This is a genomic window from Pseudomonas sp. HD6422, assembly GCF_025377065.1.
GTDB lineage: Bacteria > Pseudomonadota > Gammaproteobacteria > Pseudomonadales > Pseudomonadaceae > Aquipseudomonas > Aquipseudomonas putida_U.
The window spans coordinates 53512-73068 of the sequence record NZ_JAHWIW010000031.1 but is presented as its reverse complement, the minus strand read 5'-3'; the positions used below and the strand labels follow the sequence as shown (position 1 = coordinate 73068).

Annotated in this window: 19 protein-coding genes; 12 read left to right on the top strand and 7 right to left on the bottom strand. The window is 63.2% G+C overall.

From position 1 onward, the window contains the following. Positions 1–384: 384 nt before the first annotated feature. Positions 385–2277 (top strand): penicillin-binding protein 2, encoded by a 1893-nt coding sequence (mrdA, locus tag KY379_RS21095; protein ID WP_261241359.1) that lies wholly within the window; start codon positions 385–387, stop codon positions 2275–2277. Between the two features lie 55 nt (positions 2278–2332). Here mrdA and KY379_RS21090 read toward each other — a convergent pair whose 3' ends face one another. The 6 genes from KY379_RS21090 to KY379_RS21065 form a co-directional block, all read right to left on the bottom strand. Further along, positions 2333–2959, bottom strand: a complete 627-nt coding sequence (locus tag KY379_RS21090) for a glutathione S-transferase family protein (protein WP_261241361.1) — start codon at positions 2957–2959, stop codon at positions 2333–2335. Positions 2960–3071: 112 nt separating this feature from the next. Next, a complete protein-coding gene (locus KY379_RS21085; protein WP_133327005.1) occupies positions 3072–3827 on the bottom strand; it encodes an ABC transporter permease in 756 nt (251 codons plus the stop codon). Next, positions 3827–5032: an ABC transporter substrate-binding protein gene (locus KY379_RS21080; RefSeq protein WP_133327007.1), complete on the bottom strand. Its 1206-nt coding sequence runs from the start codon at positions 5030–5032 to the stop codon at positions 3827–3829. The genes KY379_RS21085 and KY379_RS21080 overlap by 1 nt, the downstream gene beginning before the upstream one ends. Further along, on the bottom strand, positions 5019–5840 hold the full coding sequence (locus tag KY379_RS21075) for an ABC transporter ATP-binding protein (protein ID WP_133327009.1): 822 nt from the start codon (positions 5838–5840) through the stop codon (positions 5019–5021). The genes KY379_RS21080 and KY379_RS21075 overlap by 14 nt, the downstream gene beginning before the upstream one ends. Continuing rightward, on the bottom strand, positions 5837–6901 hold the full coding sequence (locus KY379_RS21070; protein ID WP_133327011.1) for an acyl-CoA dehydrogenase family protein: 1065 nt from the start codon (positions 6899–6901) through the stop codon (positions 5837–5839). Before KY379_RS21070 ends, KY379_RS21075 begins: the two co-directional genes overlap by 4 nt. 46 nt (positions 6902–6947) lie before the next feature. After that, complete coding sequence (locus tag KY379_RS21065) at positions 6948–7508, bottom strand: carboxymuconolactone decarboxylase family protein (protein WP_133327013.1); 561 nt, start codon at positions 7506–7508, stop codon at positions 6948–6950. A gap of 101 nt (positions 7509–7609) precedes the next feature. Here KY379_RS21065 and KY379_RS21060 point away from each other — a divergent pair, with 101 nt between their 5' ends. Together KY379_RS21060 and KY379_RS21055 are read left to right on the top strand one after the other, a co-directional pair. After that, positions 7610–8524, top strand: a complete 915-nt coding sequence (locus KY379_RS21060; protein ID WP_261241364.1) for an AraC family transcriptional regulator — start codon at positions 7610–7612, stop codon at positions 8522–8524. Positions 8525–8831: 307 nt separating this feature from the next. After that, positions 8832–10457 carry a methyl-accepting chemotaxis protein gene (locus KY379_RS21055; RefSeq protein ID WP_261241365.1) on the top strand — a complete coding sequence of 542 codons (1626 nt, stop codon included), beginning with the start codon at positions 8832–8834 and terminating at the stop codon, positions 10455–10457. 52 nt (positions 10458–10509) lie between these two features. On the opposite strand, the gene KY379_RS21050 is transcribed toward KY379_RS21055, so the two are convergent. Continuing rightward, positions 10510–11916 (bottom strand): purine-cytosine permease family protein, encoded by a 1407-nt coding sequence (locus tag KY379_RS21050; protein WP_133327019.1) that lies wholly within the window; start codon positions 11914–11916, stop codon positions 10510–10512. A 316-nt stretch (positions 11917–12232) separates the two neighbouring features. Between KY379_RS21050 and KY379_RS21045 the strand changes: the two genes are divergently transcribed. The 9 genes from KY379_RS21045 (at position 12233) to KY379_RS21005 (ending at position 19528) form a co-directional block, all read left to right on the top strand. After that, a complete protein-coding gene (locus KY379_RS21045; protein ID WP_133327021.1) occupies positions 12233–12718 on the top strand; it encodes a flavin reductase family protein in 486 nt (161 codons plus the stop codon). A gap of 74 nt (positions 12719–12792) precedes the next feature. Next, complete coding sequence (locus KY379_RS21040) at positions 12793–13833, top strand: LLM class flavin-dependent oxidoreductase (protein WP_133327023.1); 1041 nt, start codon at positions 12793–12795, stop codon at positions 13831–13833. A 260-nt stretch (positions 13834–14093) separates the two neighbouring features. Then, positions 14094–14690 (top strand): amino acid synthesis family protein, encoded by a 597-nt coding sequence (locus KY379_RS21035; RefSeq protein ID WP_133327025.1) that lies wholly within the window; start codon positions 14094–14096, stop codon positions 14688–14690. A 64-nt stretch (positions 14691–14754) separates the two neighbouring features. Beyond that, positions 14755–15588 (top strand): alpha/beta fold hydrolase, encoded by an 834-nt coding sequence (locus tag KY379_RS21030; protein ID WP_133327027.1) that lies wholly within the window; start codon positions 14755–14757, stop codon positions 15586–15588. Then, positions 15585–17066 carry an aldehyde dehydrogenase gene (locus tag KY379_RS21025; RefSeq protein ID WP_261241369.1) on the top strand — a complete coding sequence of 494 codons (1482 nt, stop codon included), beginning with the start codon at positions 15585–15587 and terminating at the stop codon, positions 17064–17066. The genes KY379_RS21030 and KY379_RS21025 overlap by 4 nt, the downstream gene beginning before the upstream one ends. Before the next feature lie 15 nt (positions 17067–17081). After that, on the top strand, positions 17082–17567 hold the full coding sequence (locus tag KY379_RS21020) for a flavin reductase family protein (RefSeq protein WP_133327031.1): 486 nt from the start codon (positions 17082–17084) through the stop codon (positions 17565–17567). A 151-nt stretch (positions 17568–17718) separates the two neighbouring features. Beyond that, positions 17719–18108 (top strand): carboxymuconolactone decarboxylase family protein, encoded by a 390-nt coding sequence (locus KY379_RS21015; protein WP_133327035.1) that lies wholly within the window; start codon positions 17719–17721, stop codon positions 18106–18108. Between the two features lie 88 nt (positions 18109–18196). After that, positions 18197–18943 carry a GntR family transcriptional regulator gene (locus tag KY379_RS21010; RefSeq protein ID WP_133327037.1) on the top strand — a complete coding sequence of 249 codons (747 nt, stop codon included), beginning with the start codon at positions 18197–18199 and terminating at the stop codon, positions 18941–18943. A gap of 21 nt (positions 18944–18964) precedes the next feature. Beyond that, positions 18965–19528 carry an NUDIX hydrolase gene (locus tag KY379_RS21005; protein WP_133327039.1) on the top strand — a complete coding sequence of 188 codons (564 nt, stop codon included), beginning with the start codon at positions 18965–18967 and terminating at the stop codon, positions 19526–19528. Positions 19529–19557: the final 29 nt, after the last annotated feature.

Sequence of the window (19557 nt, the reverse complement as noted above, 5' to 3'; positions counted from 1 at the left end):
AGGAACATTCTCGCGGTCGGGCATGGCCGTCTACCTGTAGGAATTCCCGTCCTTTAGGGCGGGGAGGATGTCAAGGCTGCCGGCTCCGCTCCGCGAATGCACAATAGTGGCACAGTGCAATCGGGCGCTCCAACGCCCCCGCTGCGCCCCTACACGGTAGCGCAGGGATCAGATTCGTGCGCGCAAGTCGCGCACGGCCATGAACAAATCTTCATGTTCCCGCTGAGCCCCAGCCAACGGGTGATCGCGCCATCCGCAGCCGGCGTCGGCCGATGACCTGCCTTGAGGGTGGCGAGCGGCTTGCGTAGCATCGCCGGCCCTGGGCCGCTGCGCGGTCCGATCGCTGGGCAACGCCCGTGCCCAACCGATAATCACCGAGTTCCCATGCCGCAACCCATTCCTCTGAAGGACCACGAAAAAGAGAAGCACCTGGTCAACCGCCGGCTGCTGGCCTGCTGCGCCCTGGTTTTCAGCCTGATCGCGGTGCTGATAGGCCGCCTTTACGTGCTGCAGGTGGTGCAGCACGATCAGCAGAGTGCGGTATCGGAAAACAATCGCGTGCACGTGCTACCCATCGCCCCCGAGCGCGGTCTGATCTACGACCGCAACGGCGTGGTGCTGGCCGACAACAAACCCAGTTTCGACCTGACCATGACCCGCGAGCGCGCCGGCAACTCGGCCCAGGTCCTCGATACCTTGGTCGAGGTTCTGGGCCTGGGCGAGGACGAGCGCAAGCAATTCGACAAGGACCTCCGCCGTGGCCGTAAGCCCTTCGAGCCGGTGACCCTGATGGTCGGCCTGAGCGAAGAACAGATCGCCCTGGTGGCGGTGAACCAATTCCGCTTGCCGGGCCTGGACGTGGAGCCGCAATTCATTCGCGAATATCCGCTGGCCGAGCATTTCGCCCACTCGGTCGGTTATGTCGGGCGCATCAACGAAAAGGAAGCGCAAACCCTCGACAGCACCGAGTACCGCGGCACCCAGTCCATCGGCAAGACCGGCATCGAGCGCTTCTACGAAAGCCAGTTGCACGGCCACGTCGGTTACGAAGAGGTCGAGACCAACGCTCAGGGACGGGTGATGCGTGTGCTCAACCATCAGGATCCGATACCCGGCAAGGACATCGTGCTGAGCCTGGACGCCCACTTGCAGGTGGCCGCCGAGAAGGCCCTGGGCGATCGCCGTGGCGCGGTGGTGGTGTTGGACCCGGCCAATGGCGACGTGCTGGCGATGGTCAGCAATCCCAGCTTCGACCCCAACCTGTTCGTCAAGGGCATCAGCTTCAAGCAGTACGCCGCCCTGCGCGACTCGATCGACCGACCGCTGTTCAACCGCGTGCTGCGCGGGCTCTATGCGCCAGGCTCGACCGTGAAGCCGGAGGTGGCCATCGCCGGCCTCGACAGCGGAGTGATCACGCCAGGCAGCCGGGTATTCGACCCGGGTTACTACGAACTGCCCAACTACGATCACAAGTACCGCAACTGGAACCGCAGCGGCGATGGTTGGGTGGACATGTACACCGCCATCATGCGCTCCAACGACACCTACTTCTACGACCTCGCGCACAAGCTGGGCATCGAGCGCCTGCACGACTACCTGTCCGAGTTCGGCCTCGGCCAGAGAATCTCGGTGGACATGTTCGAGGAAGCATCCGGGTTGATGCCATCGGCCGAGTGGAAACGAGCCACCCGCCGCCAGGCCTGGTACCCAGGCGAGACCCTGATCCTCGGCATCGGTCAGGGCTACATGCAGGTCACGCCGTTGCAACTGGCCCAGGCCACCAGCCTGCTGGCGAGCAAGGGGGTGTGGCACCGACCGCATCTGGCGATGACCGTCGGTGGCCAGGCAGTGACCGATCCCCATCCGATGCCGGACATCGTGCTGCATGACAAGCACGCCTGGGACGAGGTCAACGAAGGCATGCAGATGGTCATGCACGCGCCTCGCGGCATCGCCCGCGCCGCCGCTGCCGGGGCCCAGTATCGGATTGCCGGCAAGAGTGGTACGGCGCAGGTGGTGGCGATCAAGCAGGGTGAACGCTACGACCGCAACAAGACCCGCGAACGGCACCGCGACAATGCCTTGTTCGTCGGTTTCGCCCCCGCCGATCACCCCAGCGTGGTGGTGGCGGTGATGATCGAGAATGGCGAAGCCGGTGGCCGGGTAGCCGGGCCGGTGGTGCGCGAAGTGATGGATGCCTACCTGCTCGATGATCAGGGCCACCTGAAGCCCGAATACGCCGGGGTAGCAGCGGCCAGGCCGGGACCACACTCGTAAGCGTGATCGCCGGGGCGCTGCTTGACCACGACGCCGGTACGGCCCGCTCAGCCCTTCAAGAGGCGGTGCGTGGCATCAGATCGTAGGGGTGTTTCCAACCTGGAACGGCCTGGATACGTTTTTTCCAGGCTTCGATATGGGTGAACTCAGCCAAGGCGATGCCCGTGTCTTCCGGCATGAACACATAGCCCGCCAGCGACAGGTCGGCGATGGTCAGGCGGTCGCCGACCATGAACGGTCGGGTCGCCAGGTGCGCATCGACGATACGGTAGGCCGCCGTGGCGCGCTCACGCAGAAATCCTGTGACTTCGGTTTCCCCGGTTTTCTTCAGGCACAGCAGGAACCGCAGCGCCGCGTAGTAGCTGGTGAACTTGTGGTTGTCGAACAGCATCCAGCGCCAGATCTCGCGCTTCTCCTCGGCGTCGCGCGGTCCGAACTGGCCGGTGCGCTCGGCCAGGTATTCGAGGATCAGCGCCGACTGGGTGAGGGTCTGCCCGGCATGCTCCAGCACCGGGACTTCGCCCTGCTCGTTGACCTGCTCACGCCAGTTCGGGTCTCGGGTCTGGCCATGGAAGAAGTCGACGAACACCGCCTGCCAAGGCTGGCCAGTGAGTTCGAGCATAAGGGCGACCTTGTAGGCGTTACCGGATTCAGCGAAGCAATGCAGCGTGTATTCGGACATGGGGACCCTCAGTTTCCATTGAATGATCGTGGTGGGTGGGACGCATCCCGCTCCCAATCGCCGGCGAACCGGCGATTGAGCAGAGCATGTCCGACACGCTGCGGTCAATGGCTCAAGCGTGTACCCAGCGTCGATGCAGCCCGCGCGCCAGGGCATCGAGCATGAAACCCAGCACGCCGATCAGCAGCACCATGGCCATCAGCTCCGAATAGGCCAGGCGGTCACGGGTATCGAGGATGAAGTAACCGAGCCCTGCGCTGACGCCGAGCATTTCGCACGGCACCAGCACGATCCACAGGATACCGATGGCCAGGCGCACGCCCGTCAGCACATGGCCGATGACCCCGGGAACGATCACCTTGCACAGGGTTTCCCAACGCGTGGCGCTGAGGCTACGGCTTAGTTGCAGCCAACGCGGATCGAGCTGACGCACGCCCGCGGCGGTGTTGAGGAGAATCGGCCACAGCGCGGCGAAGGCCAGCAGGAAGTAGATCGGCTGGTCGCCCACCCCCATCAGCATCACCACCACCGGCATCCATGACAGCGGCGAGATCATCCGCAGAAACTGGAACGCTGGTGTCGTCGCCGCCTCCAGGTGCCGGTAGCTGCCCACCAGCAAGCCCAACGGCACCCCGATCAACAGCGCCAGCAGCAGGCCGATCAGGATGCGCTTGAGGCTCACCCAGATATGCCCGTAGACCTCCCCCTGCCCCAGCAACTCCACCAGGCTGGCCAAAGTCGCCTGGGGCGCGAAGCGTGCCGAGAGGCCATCGGCTTCACCGAACATATGCACCCCGGCCCACCACAACAGCAGCAACCCCAGCAGGCCGGCCAGACCCAGGCCGGCATGTAAGACATGCTTGCGCATCAGACCGCGAACTCCTCGCTGCGCTCGAAATTGTCAGCGATGCCGAACACCGACGGGCCGCCGACCGAGGCGATGGCATTGCGCACGAAGCGGTCGTCGACCAGGTCGCGGGCCGTGAGCGCAGGATCGAGGTCGGCCAGAAATGCCTTGTCTCCCTCGATCAAGGTGTTCTTCAGGCGCTTGACCAGCTCCTCGGTGTAGCTGGGGAACGGATACGGCTGGAAGTCGATGCGCTTCTCGTCCCACTGCTGATGCTGGATGGCCCCGCTGGCGATGTAGCTGGCACGGTCTTCGGCGGCTGGCGCCAGGACCTTGGTCAGCACGCCAGGCTCATGGGGGGTGTACCTGTTGGGGCCGGCCTTGGACAGCAATGCGGCGGCCTCGGCGCGGTGGTCCCGGGTCCACTGCTGGGCCTTGACGATGGCGTTGACCACCTTCTGCGACCACTCCGGGCGGTTGTTCAGGTCGTGCTCGTGCATGAACACCACGCAGCAGGCATGGTTGCGCCAGACGTCGCCGGTAAAGCGCTGCACGCGGCCGACCTTGAGGTTCTCAGCCAAGGCGTTGAACGGTTCGGCGACGATGTAGCCGGCGATGCGCTTGCTGGCCAGGGCCGGAGGCATGTCCGACGGAGGCAACACCAAGAGGTTGACCTCGTTGGCCGCCAATTGCGCATTGGCCGGTCTGGACACCGGAGTCAGGCCATTGTCGTTGAGCATCTGCTGCAGCACCACGTTGTGGATCGAATACCAGAACGGGATGGCCACGGTCTTGCCACCCAACTGCTTGAGTTCATGGATGTCCGGCGCCACGGTCAGGCCCGAGCCACCGACGTGGTTCCAGGCCACCACCTTGGCCGGCACCTTGCTGCCGTAGCGGGCCCAGACGGTCATCGGCGACAGCAGATGGATCACGTTGACCTGGCCGGAGATGAACGCTTCGATCACTTGTGCCCAACTGCGCAGCAACACCGGGCGCTCGGCCTTGATGCCTTCGGCTTCGAACAGGCCATTGTTGTGCGCCACCAGCAAGGGCGTGGCGTCGGTGATCGGCAGATAGCCGATGCGCACCGGCGCATCCGGCTCGGCGGCGGCGCGCGCCTGTAAGCTCGAGAGCAATGGCAAGGCACCGGCGGCGGTAAGCATGGCGCTGAGTTTGAGGAAGTCGCGGCGCGAAGAAGTGGAACAGCAGTCATCCATGCACATGCACAGGCTCCAAAGGCAACGGGGAAGGTGAAGGGTCGGCTGTGCGGCTTGCCCGCCGCAACGTCTTGAGGATGTCGATACGCAAAGCGCCCAGTTCTTCGACTCGCTGCGCGCGGGGTTGAGGCAGGTCTATCGACCACTGGCCCAGCACATGCGCCGGCTGGTTGCCCAGCAGCAGGACACGGTCGGACAGCAGCAGCGCCTCGTCGATGTCATGGGTGATCAGTACCGCCGCCGTGTTGTGGGTCGCGATCAACTGCAGCAACAATTGCTGCATGTCAGCACGGGTGACCTCGTCCAACGCACCGAACGGTTCGTCGAGCAGCAACACTTCCGGTTGCCGTGCCAGGCAACGGGCCAGCGCGGTGCGCTGGGCCATGCCGCCGGACAACTGCGCCGGGTACTGGGTGCGCGCATGAGCCAGGCCCACCGCCTCGATCGCGTGGTCGATGCGGGCACGTCGCTCGGCGGCAGCAAGCTTGGGCTGACGGGCGAAGTCGAGGCCAAAGGCGACGTTCTTTTCCAGGCTCAGCCAGGGCAACAGGCTAGGGTCCTGAAAGGCGACCGCCAGGCGCGGATGCGGCCCCTGCAACGGCTCGCCGTGCAGGGTCACGCGGCCATCACGCGGAGGTTGCAGGCCGGCCAGCACGCGCAGCAGACTGGACTTGCCGACGCCACTGGGGCCGAGGATGGTGACCACCTCGCCCGCCACCAGTTGCAGGTCGAATCGTGCCAGCACCTGCTGCCAGCCCCCCTCGCGGGGGTAGCCCAGGCTGATGCCACTGGCTTCGAGCAACGGCTTGCTCATGCAACGACCGCCTGGCGTTGCAGCTCGGCGCGCAGCTGTACCAAACTCGGGGTGACGATCGGCACGAAGGCCGACTCGCGCCAACGGCGGGCGAAGCCTTCGCCGAACTGGTTGAGATAGGCCTTGCCACCGCTGGCCTGCAGTTCCAGTTGCACGGCGTCTGCGGCGCTCTCGGCAAGGGTGATGCGCAGCTTGAACAGTGCCGCCGGCTGGGACTGGAAGCGGCCGTCGCGCAGGCCCTGCTTGAGCTCGCGGACAGTGTTTTCGAGGCGCTCCTGCAGCACCTGACCGGCCTCTTGGAGAAATGAAACCCGGCCATTGAGATGTTGGCGCACCTCTTCCAGTGCACGCCTGGCCAAACCGATGGCCATACCGCACTGCAGGGCCAGGAATGCCGGGCGTACCTTGGGCAGGAACTCACGGGCGTTCTCGTGCAGCAGCCAGTCACGGGCCAATTCCACCTGGTGGAAAGCCAATGCGGCTGTGTTGCTCGATTGCAGACCCATCAGTTGCAGGTCATCGGAGCGCTCCAGCCCGCGGGCATCGGACGGCACGGCTAACACGAAGGGCGCGCCACCGTCATCATCCTCGATGGCCGCAGCCACCACGAATCCGCTCTTGCGCAGGTTGGTCACCCAGTGCAGCCGCCCATCCAGGGCCCAGCCCTCGGCCAGAGGCCTGCCGCGCACCTGCAACGCTTCGATGCCGGACAGGAACTTCATGGCATTGGACAAGCCGGTGGCGCCGGCCAGTTCACCCGTCAGCAAGGACGGCAACAGACGCTCACGCAGGCCCTGGTTGGGGCTTTGCAGGAGGTACTCGATGAAAGCCCGCTGGCCCCAGCAGACGAATGCCGCGGCCATCGAACGGCTGGCGATAGCGGCGATGGCCTCGACCGCGTCGCTCGTTTCGCCGCCACTGCCGCCCAAGGCCGGATCGACGCCCATACGCAGCAATTGCGATTCGGCGATCTGCGCCAGAACCAGGTGCGGATCGCACTGGCCCTGGTCGATTGCCTCGGCATTGGCATCCAGCCATTGTCGAAATGCACAATCAAGCATGTCCCTACTCCTTTGAAAACGCCGGTTTGGCCTGCACCTGGGCCGTTTATGCTTCAGGCTGCCAGCGGTACTTGCTCAGCTCGTCGTTGAGCGGCGTCTGGGCGAACACATTAGCAAAGTTGCACAGGGTTGCGAGGCTGACACCGAGAATCACTTCCAGCGCGTTGCCCTCGGTGAAACCGGCATCACGGAACGCCTGGTAGGTAGCATCGCTGACATTGCCACGGGTGGCGATGACTTCGCGGGCGAACTCGGCCAGGGTCTCGTAGCGGGCATCCGGCAGTTCGCCGCGGGCACGCAGGGCGTCGACCACTGCCTGCGGCAGCTTGGCCTTGTTCAAGGCCACGGCGGTGTGCCCAGCCACGCAGAAGTCGCAACCGTGGTTGGTGGCGGCGATCAGTTGCACCACTTCGCGCTCGGCCAGGGTCAGCTCGGACTTGCCGTTGAGCGCCGAGACGGTCACGTAGGTTTCCAGGGCCGCCGGGGCATTGGCCAGTACGCCGAGCAGATTGGGGATGAAGCCGGAATTCTTCTGCGCGTTCTCGAGAAACGGACGCGCTGCTTCCGGGGCGCTCTGCAGGGTGTGTAGAGTAATGCGCGAGGACATGGAGTGGTCTCCTTGGTTTGTGTGCATACAGTCTGTTGGTTATAAGAATTACCCTCCATATTCATCAGTCGCCTTTCCTTGCTCCTGAGTCTTTGCATTAGATGATTTCGTCCAGCCACCTCGTCGATTGGTTATTAGAAGGCCTCGAGCTCGACGCCAGCCTGTTTCATGTCGGCCGCTACTGCGGCGGTTGGCATGCCAGCACCCAGGGCATGGGCCGGGCGAGCTTTCACCTGGTGGTGCAAGGGCATTGCTGGCTGCATCTGGACGACCAGGCCGAACCCGTGCGCCTGGAAGCCGGAGATGCGGTGTTCCTGCTGCGCGACCGGGGCTATCGGTTGTCGAGCGATGAAGACCCGGTCGCCGCTTGCGCCCAACCGCGCCAGGTGATGCAAGCGCTTGAGCCGACCGCAAGCGACGGCGTGGGCCTGGTGTGTGGGTTTTTCCACTTTCGTCCGGGATTATCGACACTGATCGTCGAAGGGCTGGCGGACTCGATCCTGCTGCGTGCCAACGAGCCGGAGGGACATGCAGCGCGGTCTCTGTTCGGGCTGATCCTGGAAGAATGCCAGCGCGCCCCAGCGCCCTCGCAAACGCTGCTCGAGCGGCTGACGCACCTGCTGTTTCTGTATGCGCTACGCCAGCAGGTCGATGCTGGGCAATCCCTTGGTGGCCTGGTCGCCCTCGCGCGCCAGCCGGCGTTCGCCGGTTTGCTGGAGCAGTTGATCGAGCAGCCCGGACAGGCCTGGACCTTGGAAAGCATGGCGGCCTGTACCGGGCTGTCGCGCTCGGCATTCTTCAAGCGCTTCAATGAACTGGCCGGTCAGTCGCCAGGACAGGTGCTGCTGGCGCTGCGCATGCGCCAGGCAGCTCAATTGCTGCGGGCGGGCAATACCGTGGAGCAGGTCGGCGCGCAGGTGGGGTATCAGTCGGTGGCGGCGTTCACCCGGGCGTTTGCCAAGGCCATAGGGGTGCAGCCGGGGGCCTATCGGCGTCAGCACGAAGGGCGGGACTGAGCGCTCATTCACACCTGCTTGAGCGGAATTTCCGCGCCACTTTTGTCTTCGCGCCGCGCCCCAAACATCACCGTATGGGCGGCGCACGTTCCCTAGGTCGCCCATCCAACGGTCATTTTGCGCGATAAGTCTGTCTAGACATGTCATTACTGGCCGCGACTGATATCAATATGCCATCATTCAAGAAAAATCATGAAGGTGAGGCACCCCTGAATCCGCAGCGCATCGAGAGCCTGGCTTCACTCCGGTGAAACCGGCGATCCGTCCATGCTCTTGGCGCCTGCATGTCACTGCCAAGGAGCATTCGATGCAATTAAGGAATATGACGATCGGCGCACGTGCAGCCAGCGTGTTTATCTTGCTGGGCCTATTGGTGCTGGTCATGGGACTGACCGCACTCCATGAAACCAACGAGATGGACCAGGCCACCGACGAAATCCGCGTCACCTGGATGCCCGCCGTCGTGGCGCTGGGCGAGATCAGTAGCAATCTCGGGCGGGCCCGCGCCATCACCCTGCGCGCAGCATTGGATAAAGACAGTCGCGAACGCACGCGCAACCTGGAGATGCTCAAGGGCATCAACCTGCAACTGGCGGCCAGCCTCGAGGACTACGACCGCACCATCATCGCGGACGACGACCGGGCACTGTTCAACACCTTCTCCGCCGCCCACCTACGCTATTTCGAACTGCAGACACAGGTGCTGGATCACATCGCCGGCAACCGCATTTCCGAAGCCGAGCAACTGATCAGCGGCCCACTCAGCCAGTCCGCCGACAACATGACCAAAGCCCTCAGCGCGTTGATCGACTACAACACCAAAGGAGCGGAGAACGCCTCCCAGCGCAGCAGCGATGTCGCCGATCAGGCATTCAACGTAATCATTGGCGCCCTGCTGGTCATCGTCCTCGCTCTGGTCGCCATTGCCACCCTGCTGACCCGCAGCATCGTCATGCCACTGGCCGATGCCGTAGCCGTGGCCGAACGCGTCGCCACCGGCGACCTTACCGAGCAGATCCAAGTCAAAGGTCGTGACGAGCCGGCCCTGCTGTTGATGGCCCTGGCGCGCATGCAGACGAACCTGCGCGAAACCATTCGCACGATCGCCGCTTCCTCCGATCAGCTCGCCTCGGCCTCCGAAGAACTGCATACGGTCACCGAGGACACCAGCCGCGGCCTGCACCAGCAGAGCGCGGAGATCGACCAGGCGGCCACCGCGGTCAACCAGATGACGGCTGCAGTGGAGGAAGTGGCGAACAACGCGGTAAGCACCGCCGATGCTTCCCAAGGAGCTGACCACAGCACTCGCGACGGTCGCGATCAGGTCAACCAGGCGCTGGCCTCGATCCAGCAGTTGGTCGAAGACGTGACCGGCACCTCCGCCGAGATCGAGCAACTGGCCAGCAGCGCCAACGAGATCAGTCAGGTGCTGGATGTCATCGGCTCCATCGCCGGGCAGACCAACCTGCTGGCACTCAATGCGGCCATCGAAGCGGCCCGTGCCGGTGAGGCCGGCCGAGGCTTCGCGGTGGTCGCCGATGAGGTCCGGGCCCTCGCCCACCGCACCCAGCAATCGACGGCAGAGATCGAGCAGATGATCGCGAGCATTCAGAACGGAACCGAACGAGCGGTGACAGCGATGCACAGCAGCCAAGGCCGTGCGAGCGGCACGTTGGAGATAGCCCAGGGTGCCGGCCAGGCACTGGAAGTGATTGCCGAAGCGATCGCCTCGATCAACCAGCGCAACCTGGTGATCGCCAGTGCTTCGGAGGAGCAGGCGCAGGTGGCCCGGGAAGTGGACCGCAACCTGGTGAACATCCGCGACCTGGCGATGCAGACCTCGGCGGGCGCCAATCAGACCAGTGCGGCGGCGCAGGACCTGTCGCGCCTGGCGGTGGATCTGAACGGCATGGTGGCGCAGTTCAAGGTCTGACCGGATAACAGCTGGGGCCGCTTTGCGGCCCCACTACAGCCACACCGATCAATCAGTCGGCAACCCCAACGACCCGCCCCGCCTTCTCCGCCGCCTTGCCCCGCGTTGCCAGGCAGTAATACAGCGGCACCGTCACGATCAAACCGAACAGCCACGACAAGTCGGCCCCTTCGACGATATTCGAGTACGGCCCCACATACAGCGACGTATTGGCGAACGGCAACTGCACCAGGATGCCGCAGGCGTAGGCAATGATCGCGTGGTGGTTGAAGCGCCCATAGATGCCACCATCGGCACGGAAGATCGAGGCGATGTCGTACTGGCCTTTCTTGATCAGGTAGAAGTCGATCAGGTTGATCGAAGCCCACGGCACCAGCACCAGCAGCAGTGCGAGGATCAAGCCGATGAACTGGCCGATGAAGTCCGCCGAAGCGTTCAGCGCCACCAGACCGCAACCCAGCAGGATGATCGAAGCGAGGATCACCCGCACCTTGATGCTCGGCGTCCACTGCGCCACGAAAGTCTGAATGGCGGTGACGATCGACAGCACCGCGCCGTACAGGTTAAGCGCGTTGTGGCTGATGATGTTGAGCAGGAACAGCACCATCAAAATTGGGCCGAGCCAGCCGGTGGCCTGTTTCACCGCGTCCATCGCGTCGGTGCCTTGCGGCACGCACAGTACGGCCACCGCGCCGAAACTGAAGCACAGGATGGTGCCCAGGGTAGCGCCGAAATAGGTGGCCCAGAACGGCTTGGCAATACCTACTTCACGCGGCAGGTAGCGCGAATAGTCAGAGGTGTACGGCGAGAAGCTGATCTGCCAGATGGTGCCCAGCGAAACGGTGGCGATGAAGCCGGACAGATTGAAGGCGCCTCGGCTGAAGAAGTCGGCCGGCAGTTCCTGCACGAACATCATGATGAAGCCGGCCAGCAATGCCGAACCCATGACCCAGGTACCGATACGGTTGAGGATATGGATGAAACGGTAGCCGATCACGCCAATGGCCGTGGCACTCAGGGCGCCGATGACGATGGCGCCGGGCATCGGCACACTCGGGGCGATGCCGTGGATGGTCTTGCCCGCCAGGACGATGTTGGAAATGAAGAAGCCGACGTAGATCAGCGCGGTGAAGAACACGATGAGCAAGGCGCCATAGCGACCGAATTGGCCTCGGCTCTGCACCATCTGCGGGATGCCCAACTGAGGTCCCTGGGCGGAGGCCAGGGCAATCACCACCCCCCCGATCAGATGACCCAGCACGATAGCGATCAGCCCCCACAGCAGGTTCAGGTGGAACACCTGGACCACCATGGCGCCGGTGACGATAGGCAGTGGCGCGATGTTGGTGCTGAACCAGAGGGTGAACAGGTCACGCGCCTTACCATGGCGCTCGGCAGGTGGAACGTAATCGACCGTGTGATTCTCGACAAACTGGTGTTGCGACGACGGTTGGGACATGGTTTTCAGCTCGAAAGGTCGTTTTTATCTTTGTAAGGAAACCGCATCTAGGCGGCCTCTCAGCTGCGGACCATATTATGGTATTCCAAACTTTTGACAACACTGATCCGTAGGAAAAAACGTCCACTGATCTGTTTGCGCAAGCCTTGCGGCAAACCGCCTGACAGCTCAAGCCCTTGATATACGTGGCCTTGAGCCGTTCATCGTGGAAATCGCGCAGTGAAAATTCTGCTTGCAAAATAGGTATTACGGTATACCATCAGACACATCAACGATAAAAACCGCGGACCACCGCAGCCTTTTCGAGGTACACGAGATGATCGACGCAACCGTCTACAAGAACGTCCTGGGTTCCTTCCCCTCCGGCGTTACCGTCATCACCACCCTGGACGACGACGGCTCGGTCGTCGGCCTGACTGCCAGCGCTTTTTCCTCCCTGTCGATGGATCCGCCGCTGGTACTGTTCTGCCCCAACTACACCTCCGACTCCTACCCTGTGCTGATCAAGCAGAAGCGCTTCGCCATTCATCTGCTTTCAGGTGAACAGCAAGCCGAAGCCTATGCATTCGCGAAAAAAGGCAAGGACAAGGCCGCTGGCATCGAGTGGTCCCTGAGCGAGCTGGGTAACCCCATCCTGACCGGCGCCACCGCCATCATCGAATGCGAATTGTGGCGTGAATACGAAGGTGGCGACCACGCCATCATGGTCGGCAAGGTGCACAACCTGATCGTCCCTGAAGAAGCCCCACGGCCGATGGTCTACTGCCGCGGCAAGATGGCTAGCCTGCCGGCCTTTGCCTGAGGCCTGCCGATTCGAGATCACCGGGCGCCTACCCTGCCAGGCGCCAGACATTTTCAAGCGTTGAGGAATGCCCCATGAAATTTTCGTTGTTCGTGCACATGGAACGTTGGGATGAACAGGTCAGCCACCGCCAGCTGTTCGAAGACCTCACCGAGCTGACCCTGATGGCCGAGAACGGCGGTTTCAGCACCGTGTGGATCGGCGAACACCACGCCATGGAGTACACCATCTCGCCAAGCCCCATGCCGCTGCTGGCGTACCTTGCCGCACGTACCGAGAAAATCCGTCTGGGTGCCGGCACCATCATCGCGCCGTTCTGGAACCCACTGCGCGTCGCCGGCGAATGCGCCCTGCTCGATGTGATCAGCAAAGGTCGTATGGAAGTGGGCCTGGCCCGTGGTGCCTATCAGTTCGAGTTCGACCGCATGGCTGGCGGCATGCCGGCCACCGACGGTGGCAAGGCCCTGCGCGAAATGGTCCCGGTGGTGCGCAAACTGTGGGAAGGCGACTATGCCCACGATGGCGAAGTCTACAAGTTCCCCACCTCCACCAGCGTGCCGAAGCCGTTCAACGCCACTCCTCCGATGTGGATCGCCGCCCGTGACCCGGACTCGCACAACTTCGCCGTGGCCAACGGCTGCAACGTCATGGTCACCCCGCTGATGAAGGGTGACGAGGAAGTGCTGGACCTGAAGAACAAGTTCCAGGCCGCCCTGGATAACAACCCGGGCGTGCCACGCCCGCAACTGATGGTGCTGCGCCACACCCACGTGCACAGCCCGTCCGAGCCCGACGGCTGGAAAATCGGCGCCCAGGCCATTTCGCGCTTCTACCGCACCTTCGATGCCTGGTTCGGCAACAAGACCACTCCGATCAATGGCTTCCTCGAGCCGAGCCCGGAGTCCAAGTTCGCCGAAGTGCCGGCGTTCCAGCTGGAAAACATTCGCAAGAACACCATGATCGGTACGCCCGAAGAAATCATCGCGCGTATCAAGTACTACCAGGAACTGGGCGTCGACGAGTTCAGCTTCTGGTGCGACAACAGCCTGCCCCACGCCGAGAAGAAGAAGTCGCTCGAGCTGTTCATCAAGGAAGTGGTGCCGGCGTTCGCCTGAATTCCCATTGCCTGAATCATTGCGGGACACGCCCGCTCACGTGGGCCCCGGTGGCCCGTGCGAGCGGGCTTTTTTATGGGTCTGTGCCGGACTCTTCGCGGGTAAACCCGCGAAGAGTCCGGCACAGACACCCCATAAATCAAGGCATCAGCCCACCTTTCGTCCCTTCGCAAGAGATTTTTCAAGCGCCCTCTTGCACAACAAATATTATGGTATACCATCAGACAACAAGAGCTGATAACCCTCACCAGGAGCCACCCATGAGTTTCGAAATCCGCAAGATCGTCACCTACTCCGAAGAGACCCGCATCGAAGGCGGCAAGGCCACCGACAAGCCGGTGACCATGGTCGGCCTGGCCGTCGTGATCAAGAACCCATGGGCCGGTCGCGGTTTCGTTGAAGATCTGAAGCCGGAAATCCGTGCCAACTGCTCGGAGCTGGGCGCCCTGATGGTCGAGCGCCTGACGGCCGCCATCGGCGGTGCCGACAAGATCGAAGCCTATGGCAAGGCTGCCGTGGTCGGCGCCGACGGTGAGATCGAACACGCCTCGGCGGTGATCCACACCCTGCGTTTCGGCAACCACTACCGCGAAGCCGTGCAAGCCAAGAGCTACCTGAGCTTCACCAACAAGCGCGGTGGCCCAGGCACCTCGATCCAGATCCCGATGATGCAGAAGGACGACGAAGGCCTGCGTTCGCACTACATCACCCTGGAAATGCAGATCGAAGACGCCCCACGCGCCGACGAAATCGTCGTGGTCCTGGGCGCCTCCGATGGCGGCCGTCTGCACCCACGCATCGGCAACCGCTACATCGACCTGGAAGAACTGGCTGCCGAAAAAGCCAACGCTCAATAACAACAACCAGACGGGCCGGGGCGTGCGTGCAAGCGCCACGCCCGACCTTCAAGGAGCGCCCTCCATGATTCAGCCTGTCGCTGAACGTACACCGGCCGGGACCAGTTACCTGGACCAAGGCCAGGGCCAACCCGTGGTACTGATCCACGGCGTCGGCCTGAACAAGGAAATGTGGGGCGGGCAGTTCGTCGGCCTGACCAACGACTACCGCGTCATCGCCTACGACATGCTCGGCCATGGCCAGAGTGCATTGCCTGCCGCCGACATCGGCCTGGACGGCTACGCAGCACAGCTCGCCGAGCTGCTGGACCATCTGCAGATTTCCCAGGCGACCGTGATCGGTTTCTCCATGGGCGGCCTGGTTGCCCGTGCCTTTGCCCTGCACTACCCGCAGCGTCTGGCTGCGCTGGTGGTGCTCAACAGTGTGTTCAACCGCACCCCCGAGCAGAGCGCCGGCGTCATCGCCCGCGCCGCCCAGGCGGCTGAACTGGGCCCCGACGCCAACGTCGACGCCGCGCTGGACCGCTGGTTCAGCCGTGAGTACAAGGCGGCAAACCCAGCGCAGGTCGCAGCGATTCGCCAGGTACTGGCGAACAACGACCCGCAGGGCTATCACACCACCTATTCGCTGTTCGCCACCCAGGACATGTACCGTGCAGGCGACCTGGCGAGCATCCAGGTGCCGACCCTGATCGCCACAGGCGAACTGGACGCCGGCTCCACCCCGGCCATGGCCCGGCAGCTGGCCGCCAGCATCCCTGGTGCCAAAAGCGTGGTGCTGGCCGAACAACGGCATATGATGCCGGTGGAAGCACCCCGTGAAGTCAACAAGATGCTGCTGGACTTCCTCAAGGAAGCCCGCACCCTTACCGAATCCGCCAAGGGGATTGTTGCATGACCCTCGTTCGTTTCCAGATGTGCATCGACGGCCAATGGCTCGATGCCCAGAGCGGCAAGACCTTCGACAGCCTCAACCCGGCCACTGCCCAAGCCTGGGCGCAGTTGCCCGACGCCGACGAAGCCGATGTCGAGCTGGCGGTGCAGGCCGCCCAACGCGCCTTCGACAGTAAAGCGTGGCGCGGCATCACCGCCACGGCCCGCGGCAAACTGCTGCGACGTCTGGGTGACCTGATCGCCGAGAACAAGGAGCACCTGGCCCAGCTGGAAAGCCGTGACAACGGTAAGCTGATCCGCGAAACCCGCGGCCAGGTCGGCTACCTGCCGGAGTTCTTCCACTACACCGCAGGCCTTGCCGACAAGCTCGAAGGCGGCACCCTGCCGCTGGATAAACCTGACCTGTTCGCCTACACCGTGCACGAACCGATCGGCGTGGTCGCCGGCATCATCCCGTGGAACAGTCCGCTGTACCTGACCGCGATCAAACTTGCTCCAGCCCTGGCCGCTGGCAACACCATCGTCCTCAAGCCTTCCGAGCATGCCTCGGCGACCATCCTCGAGCTTGCCCGCCTGGCGCTCGAAGCCGGCTTCCCGGCGGGTGTGGTGAACGTCGTCACCGGTTACGGCCCGAGCACCGGCGCTGCCCTGACCCGCCACCCGCTGGTGCGCAAGATCGCCTTCACCGGCGGTGCCGCCACCGCCCGCCATGTCGTGCGCAGCAGTGCCGAGAACTTCGCCAAGCTGTCGCTGGAACTGGGCGGCAAGTCGCCGAACATCATCTTCGCCGACGCCGACCTGGACAGCGCCATCAACGGCGCCGTGGCCGGCATCTATGCTGCCTCCGGGCAGAGCTGCGTGGCCGGCTCTCGTCTGCTGGTACAAGACGAGATTTTCGACGAATTCGTCGAGCGCCTGATCGCCCGCGCCAAACGCATCCGCATCGGCAACCCCCAGGACGACGCCAGCGAGATGGGGCCGATGGCCACCGCACAGCAGTTGGCCGTGGTCGAAGGCCTGGTAGCCGCGGCCAAGGCCGAGGGCGCCAAGCTGCACATGGGCGGCAAGCGTGCCGAGGTCGAGGGTGAAGGCTGGTTCTACGAGCCGACCCTGTTCGAATGCGACAGCAACTCGATGACCATCATGCAGGAAGAAGTGTTCGGCCCGGTCGCCGCGGTGATCCGCTTCAAGACCGAGGAAGAAGCCCTGGCCATCGCCAACGATTCGCAGTTCGGCCTGGCCGCCGGCATCTGGACCCGCGACTTGGGCCGCGCCCATCGCCTGGCTCGTGATGTGCGTTCGGGGATCATCTGGGTCAACACCTACCGCGCCGTGTCGGCCATGGCGCCGATCGGTGGCTTCAAGAACAGCGGCTACGGCCGTGAGAGCGGCATCGATTCGGTGCTCGCCTATACCGAGCTGAAGACCGTGTGGATCAACCTGTCCACCGCGCCCATGCCCGACCCATTCGTGATGCGCTGAAGAGGGAACACGAACATGATCGAACCCGGCATCTACAAAGACGTGATGGGCTCATTCCCGTCCGGCGTCACGGTGGTCACCACTCTGGACGCCGATGGCGGCATCGTCGGCATCACCGCCAGTGCGTTCAGCGCGCTGTCGATCGACCCGGCGCTGGTGTTGTTCTGCCCCAACTACGCCTCCGACACCTACCCGATCCTGCGTGACAGCAAGCAGTTCGCGATCCACCTGCTGTCCGCCGACCAGACCGCCGAGGCCTATGCCTTTGCCGGCAAGGGCAAGGACAAGGCCAAAGGTATCGACTGGCACCTGAGCGAGTTGGGCAACCCGTTGCTGCCCAAAGCGACGGCGATCATCGAGTGCGAACTGTGGCGCGAGTACGATGGCGGCGACCATGCGATCATCGTCGGCGCGGTGAGGAACCTGGTGCTGCCGACCGAGCCGGTGACGCCGATGGTCTACCACAAGGGCAAGCTGGGGGCGCTGCCGCCGCTTGGTTGATAGTCATGTGAGTCGGTGTTGGTTGCTTCGCGGGCAAGCCCGCTCCCACAGGAATGTCACTGGTGTGCAATCCTGTGCACTCCTTGTAGGAGCGGGCTTGCCCGCGAAGCATCCACCACCGATTTCCCTGTTTTATTCCGGAGTACTACGCATGAGCAATGAGAAGTACGAAAAAGGCCTGCAAATCCGCACCCAGGTGCTGGGCGAAGACTACGTCAACCGCTCGATACAGAACGCCGACGAATTCACCAAGCCCCTGCAGGAACTGGTCACCGAGTACTGCTGGGGCCATGTCTGGGGGAGAGACGGCTTGTCGCTCAAAGAGCGCAGCATGATAAACTTGGCAATGATTTCCGCGCTCAACCGGCCCCACGAGCTCAAGTTGCACATTCGCGGCGCCTTGCGTAATGGACTGAGCCGTGAACAAATTCGCGAGATCCTGCTCCAAGTCGGCATCTATTGCGGCGTACCCGCGGCGGTGGACAGTTTCCGCCTGGCCCGCGAAGCGTTCGCCGAAGCCGATGCGGAGTCACCCCGTTAACAACGGGCTGTTCGAACCACTGCAAGGAATGCCTCGGTTCGGGGCACTCCGCGATGTTGGCGCAACAGCCTCATAAAGAGCGCACCTGATGAAACGCCAGCCCCTCGACGACAGCTTCAAGGTCAACCGTAACCCCGTAACACTGCGCGAAATCGTGCTCGACAAGCTGCGTAGCGCAATCATGAACTTCCACCTGCTCCCGGGCGATCGCCTGGTCGAGCGCGACCTCTGCGACCGCCTGGGCGTCAGCCGCACCTCGGTACGCGAGGCGTTGCGCCATCTGGAGTCCGAAGGCCTGGTAGAGTTCGCCGATGCCAAGGGCCCACGCGTGGCCATCATCACCTTGGAAGATGCCCGCGATATCTACGAGTTGCGCTGCGTACTCGAAGGCCTGATCGTCCAGCTGTTCACCCTCAATGCCAAGGCCAAGGACATCCGTGCCCTGGAGCGTGCCCTGGAGGTCAACCGCGAGGCCCTCGAGGAAGGCGAACTGCAGCAGGTACTGGACTCGGTGCAAGGCTTCTACGACGTCCTCCTCGAAGGCTCCGGCAACCAGGTCGCCGCCCAGCAGTTGCGCCAACTGCAGGCACGCATCAGTTATCTGCGCGCCACCTCGGTCTCGCAGGAGAACCGTCGCGGTGCCAGCAACCGTGAGATGGAAAAGATGGTCGAGGCGATCAAGAGTGGCGACCCGCTGGTCGCACACCAGGCCTCGGTCGATCACGTCCGCGCCGCTGCCAAGGTGGCCCTGGATTACCTGCGCCAGAAGCAGGACGACAACGTCAAGGTGCGCGACATGGTCGAGCCCCTGGCGCTGAAGGATCCACGTATTTAAGCAACGCATAGGCCGCTGACCATGCCCAACGCCCCGCGCTACTGCCCACACTGCACCACGGAACTGGCTAGGGGCGTTCCCACAGGCGACACCCACGAACGCCTGCACTGCAACGCCTGCGGCTACATTCATTACCTCAATCCGAAAATCATCGCCGGCTGCATCATCGAACGCGATGGCAAGTACCTGCTGTGCCAGCGCGCGATCCCCCCACGTCCGGGCACCTGGACGTTGCCGGCCGGGTTCATGGAGGCCGGGGAAACCACCGAGCAGGCGGCACTGCGCGAGGTCTGGGAAGAAAGCGGCGTGCGCGCCGACATCGTCTCACCCTACTCGATCTTCAGCGTGCCGAAGATCAGCGAGGTGTACATCATCTTCCGCGCCATCGCTACCGAGGAAACAGGGCAGTTCGGGCCGGAGACGTTGGCCTACAAGTTCTTCGAACCCGACGAGATCCCGTGGGAAGAAATCTACTACCCGGCCATCCGGCAGATCCTCGAGCGCTACATCCTCGAGCGCCAAGCCGGGGTATATGGCATCTACATGGGCAATGATGACACCGGCAAGGTGCATTTCATCCGTTGAGCAGTAGCTGCCGACAGTGCATTCTGGTG

Excerpts from the sequence above, each read along its gene's own strand:
- mrdA (WP_261241359.1), top strand. The coding sequence starts at position 385 with ATGCCGCAACCCATTCCTCTGAAGGACCACGAAAAAGAGAAGCACCTG.
- KY379_RS21090 (WP_261241361.1), bottom strand. The coding sequence starts at position 2,959 with ATGTCCGAATACACGCTGCATTGCTTCGCTGAATCCGGTAACGCCTAC.
- KY379_RS21085 (WP_133327005.1), bottom strand. The coding sequence starts at position 3,827 with ATGCGCAAGCATGTCTTACATGCCGGCCTGGGTCTGGCCGGCCTGCTG.
- KY379_RS21080 (WP_133327007.1), bottom strand. The coding sequence starts at position 5,032 with ATGTGCATGGATGACTGCTGTTCCACTTCTTCGCGCCGCGACTTCCTC.
- KY379_RS21075 (WP_133327009.1), bottom strand. The coding sequence starts at position 5,840 with ATGAGCAAGCCGTTGCTCGAAGCCAGTGGCATCAGCCTGGGCTACCCC.
- KY379_RS21070 (WP_133327011.1), bottom strand. The coding sequence starts at position 6,901 with ATGCTTGATTGTGCATTTCGACAATGGCTGGATGCCAATGCCGAGGCA.
- KY379_RS21065 (WP_133327013.1), bottom strand. The coding sequence starts at position 7,508 with ATGTCCTCGCGCATTACTCTACACACCCTGCAGAGCGCCCCGGAAGCA.
- KY379_RS21060 (WP_261241364.1), top strand. The coding sequence starts at position 7,610 with ATGATTTCGTCCAGCCACCTCGTCGATTGGTTATTAGAAGGCCTCGAG.
- KY379_RS21055 (WP_261241365.1), top strand. The coding sequence starts at position 8,832 with ATGCAATTAAGGAATATGACGATCGGCGCACGTGCAGCCAGCGTGTTT.
- KY379_RS21050 (WP_133327019.1), bottom strand. The coding sequence starts at position 11,916 with ATGTCCCAACCGTCGTCGCAACACCAGTTTGTCGAGAATCACACGGTC.
- KY379_RS21045 (WP_133327021.1), top strand. The coding sequence starts at position 12,233 with ATGATCGACGCAACCGTCTACAAGAACGTCCTGGGTTCCTTCCCCTCC.
- KY379_RS21040 (WP_133327023.1), top strand. The coding sequence starts at position 12,793 with ATGAAATTTTCGTTGTTCGTGCACATGGAACGTTGGGATGAACAGGTC.
- KY379_RS21035 (WP_133327025.1), top strand. The coding sequence starts at position 14,094 with ATGAGTTTCGAAATCCGCAAGATCGTCACCTACTCCGAAGAGACCCGC.
- KY379_RS21030 (WP_133327027.1), top strand. The coding sequence starts at position 14,755 with ATGATTCAGCCTGTCGCTGAACGTACACCGGCCGGGACCAGTTACCTG.
- KY379_RS21025 (WP_261241369.1), top strand. The coding sequence starts at position 15,585 with ATGACCCTCGTTCGTTTCCAGATGTGCATCGACGGCCAATGGCTCGAT.
- KY379_RS21020 (WP_133327031.1), top strand. The coding sequence starts at position 17,082 with ATGATCGAACCCGGCATCTACAAAGACGTGATGGGCTCATTCCCGTCC.
- KY379_RS21015 (WP_133327035.1), top strand. The coding sequence starts at position 17,719 with ATGAGCAATGAGAAGTACGAAAAAGGCCTGCAAATCCGCACCCAGGTG.
- KY379_RS21010 (WP_133327037.1), top strand. The coding sequence starts at position 18,197 with ATGAAACGCCAGCCCCTCGACGACAGCTTCAAGGTCAACCGTAACCCC.
- KY379_RS21005 (WP_133327039.1), top strand. The coding sequence starts at position 18,965 with ATGCCCAACGCCCCGCGCTACTGCCCACACTGCACCACGGAACTGGCT.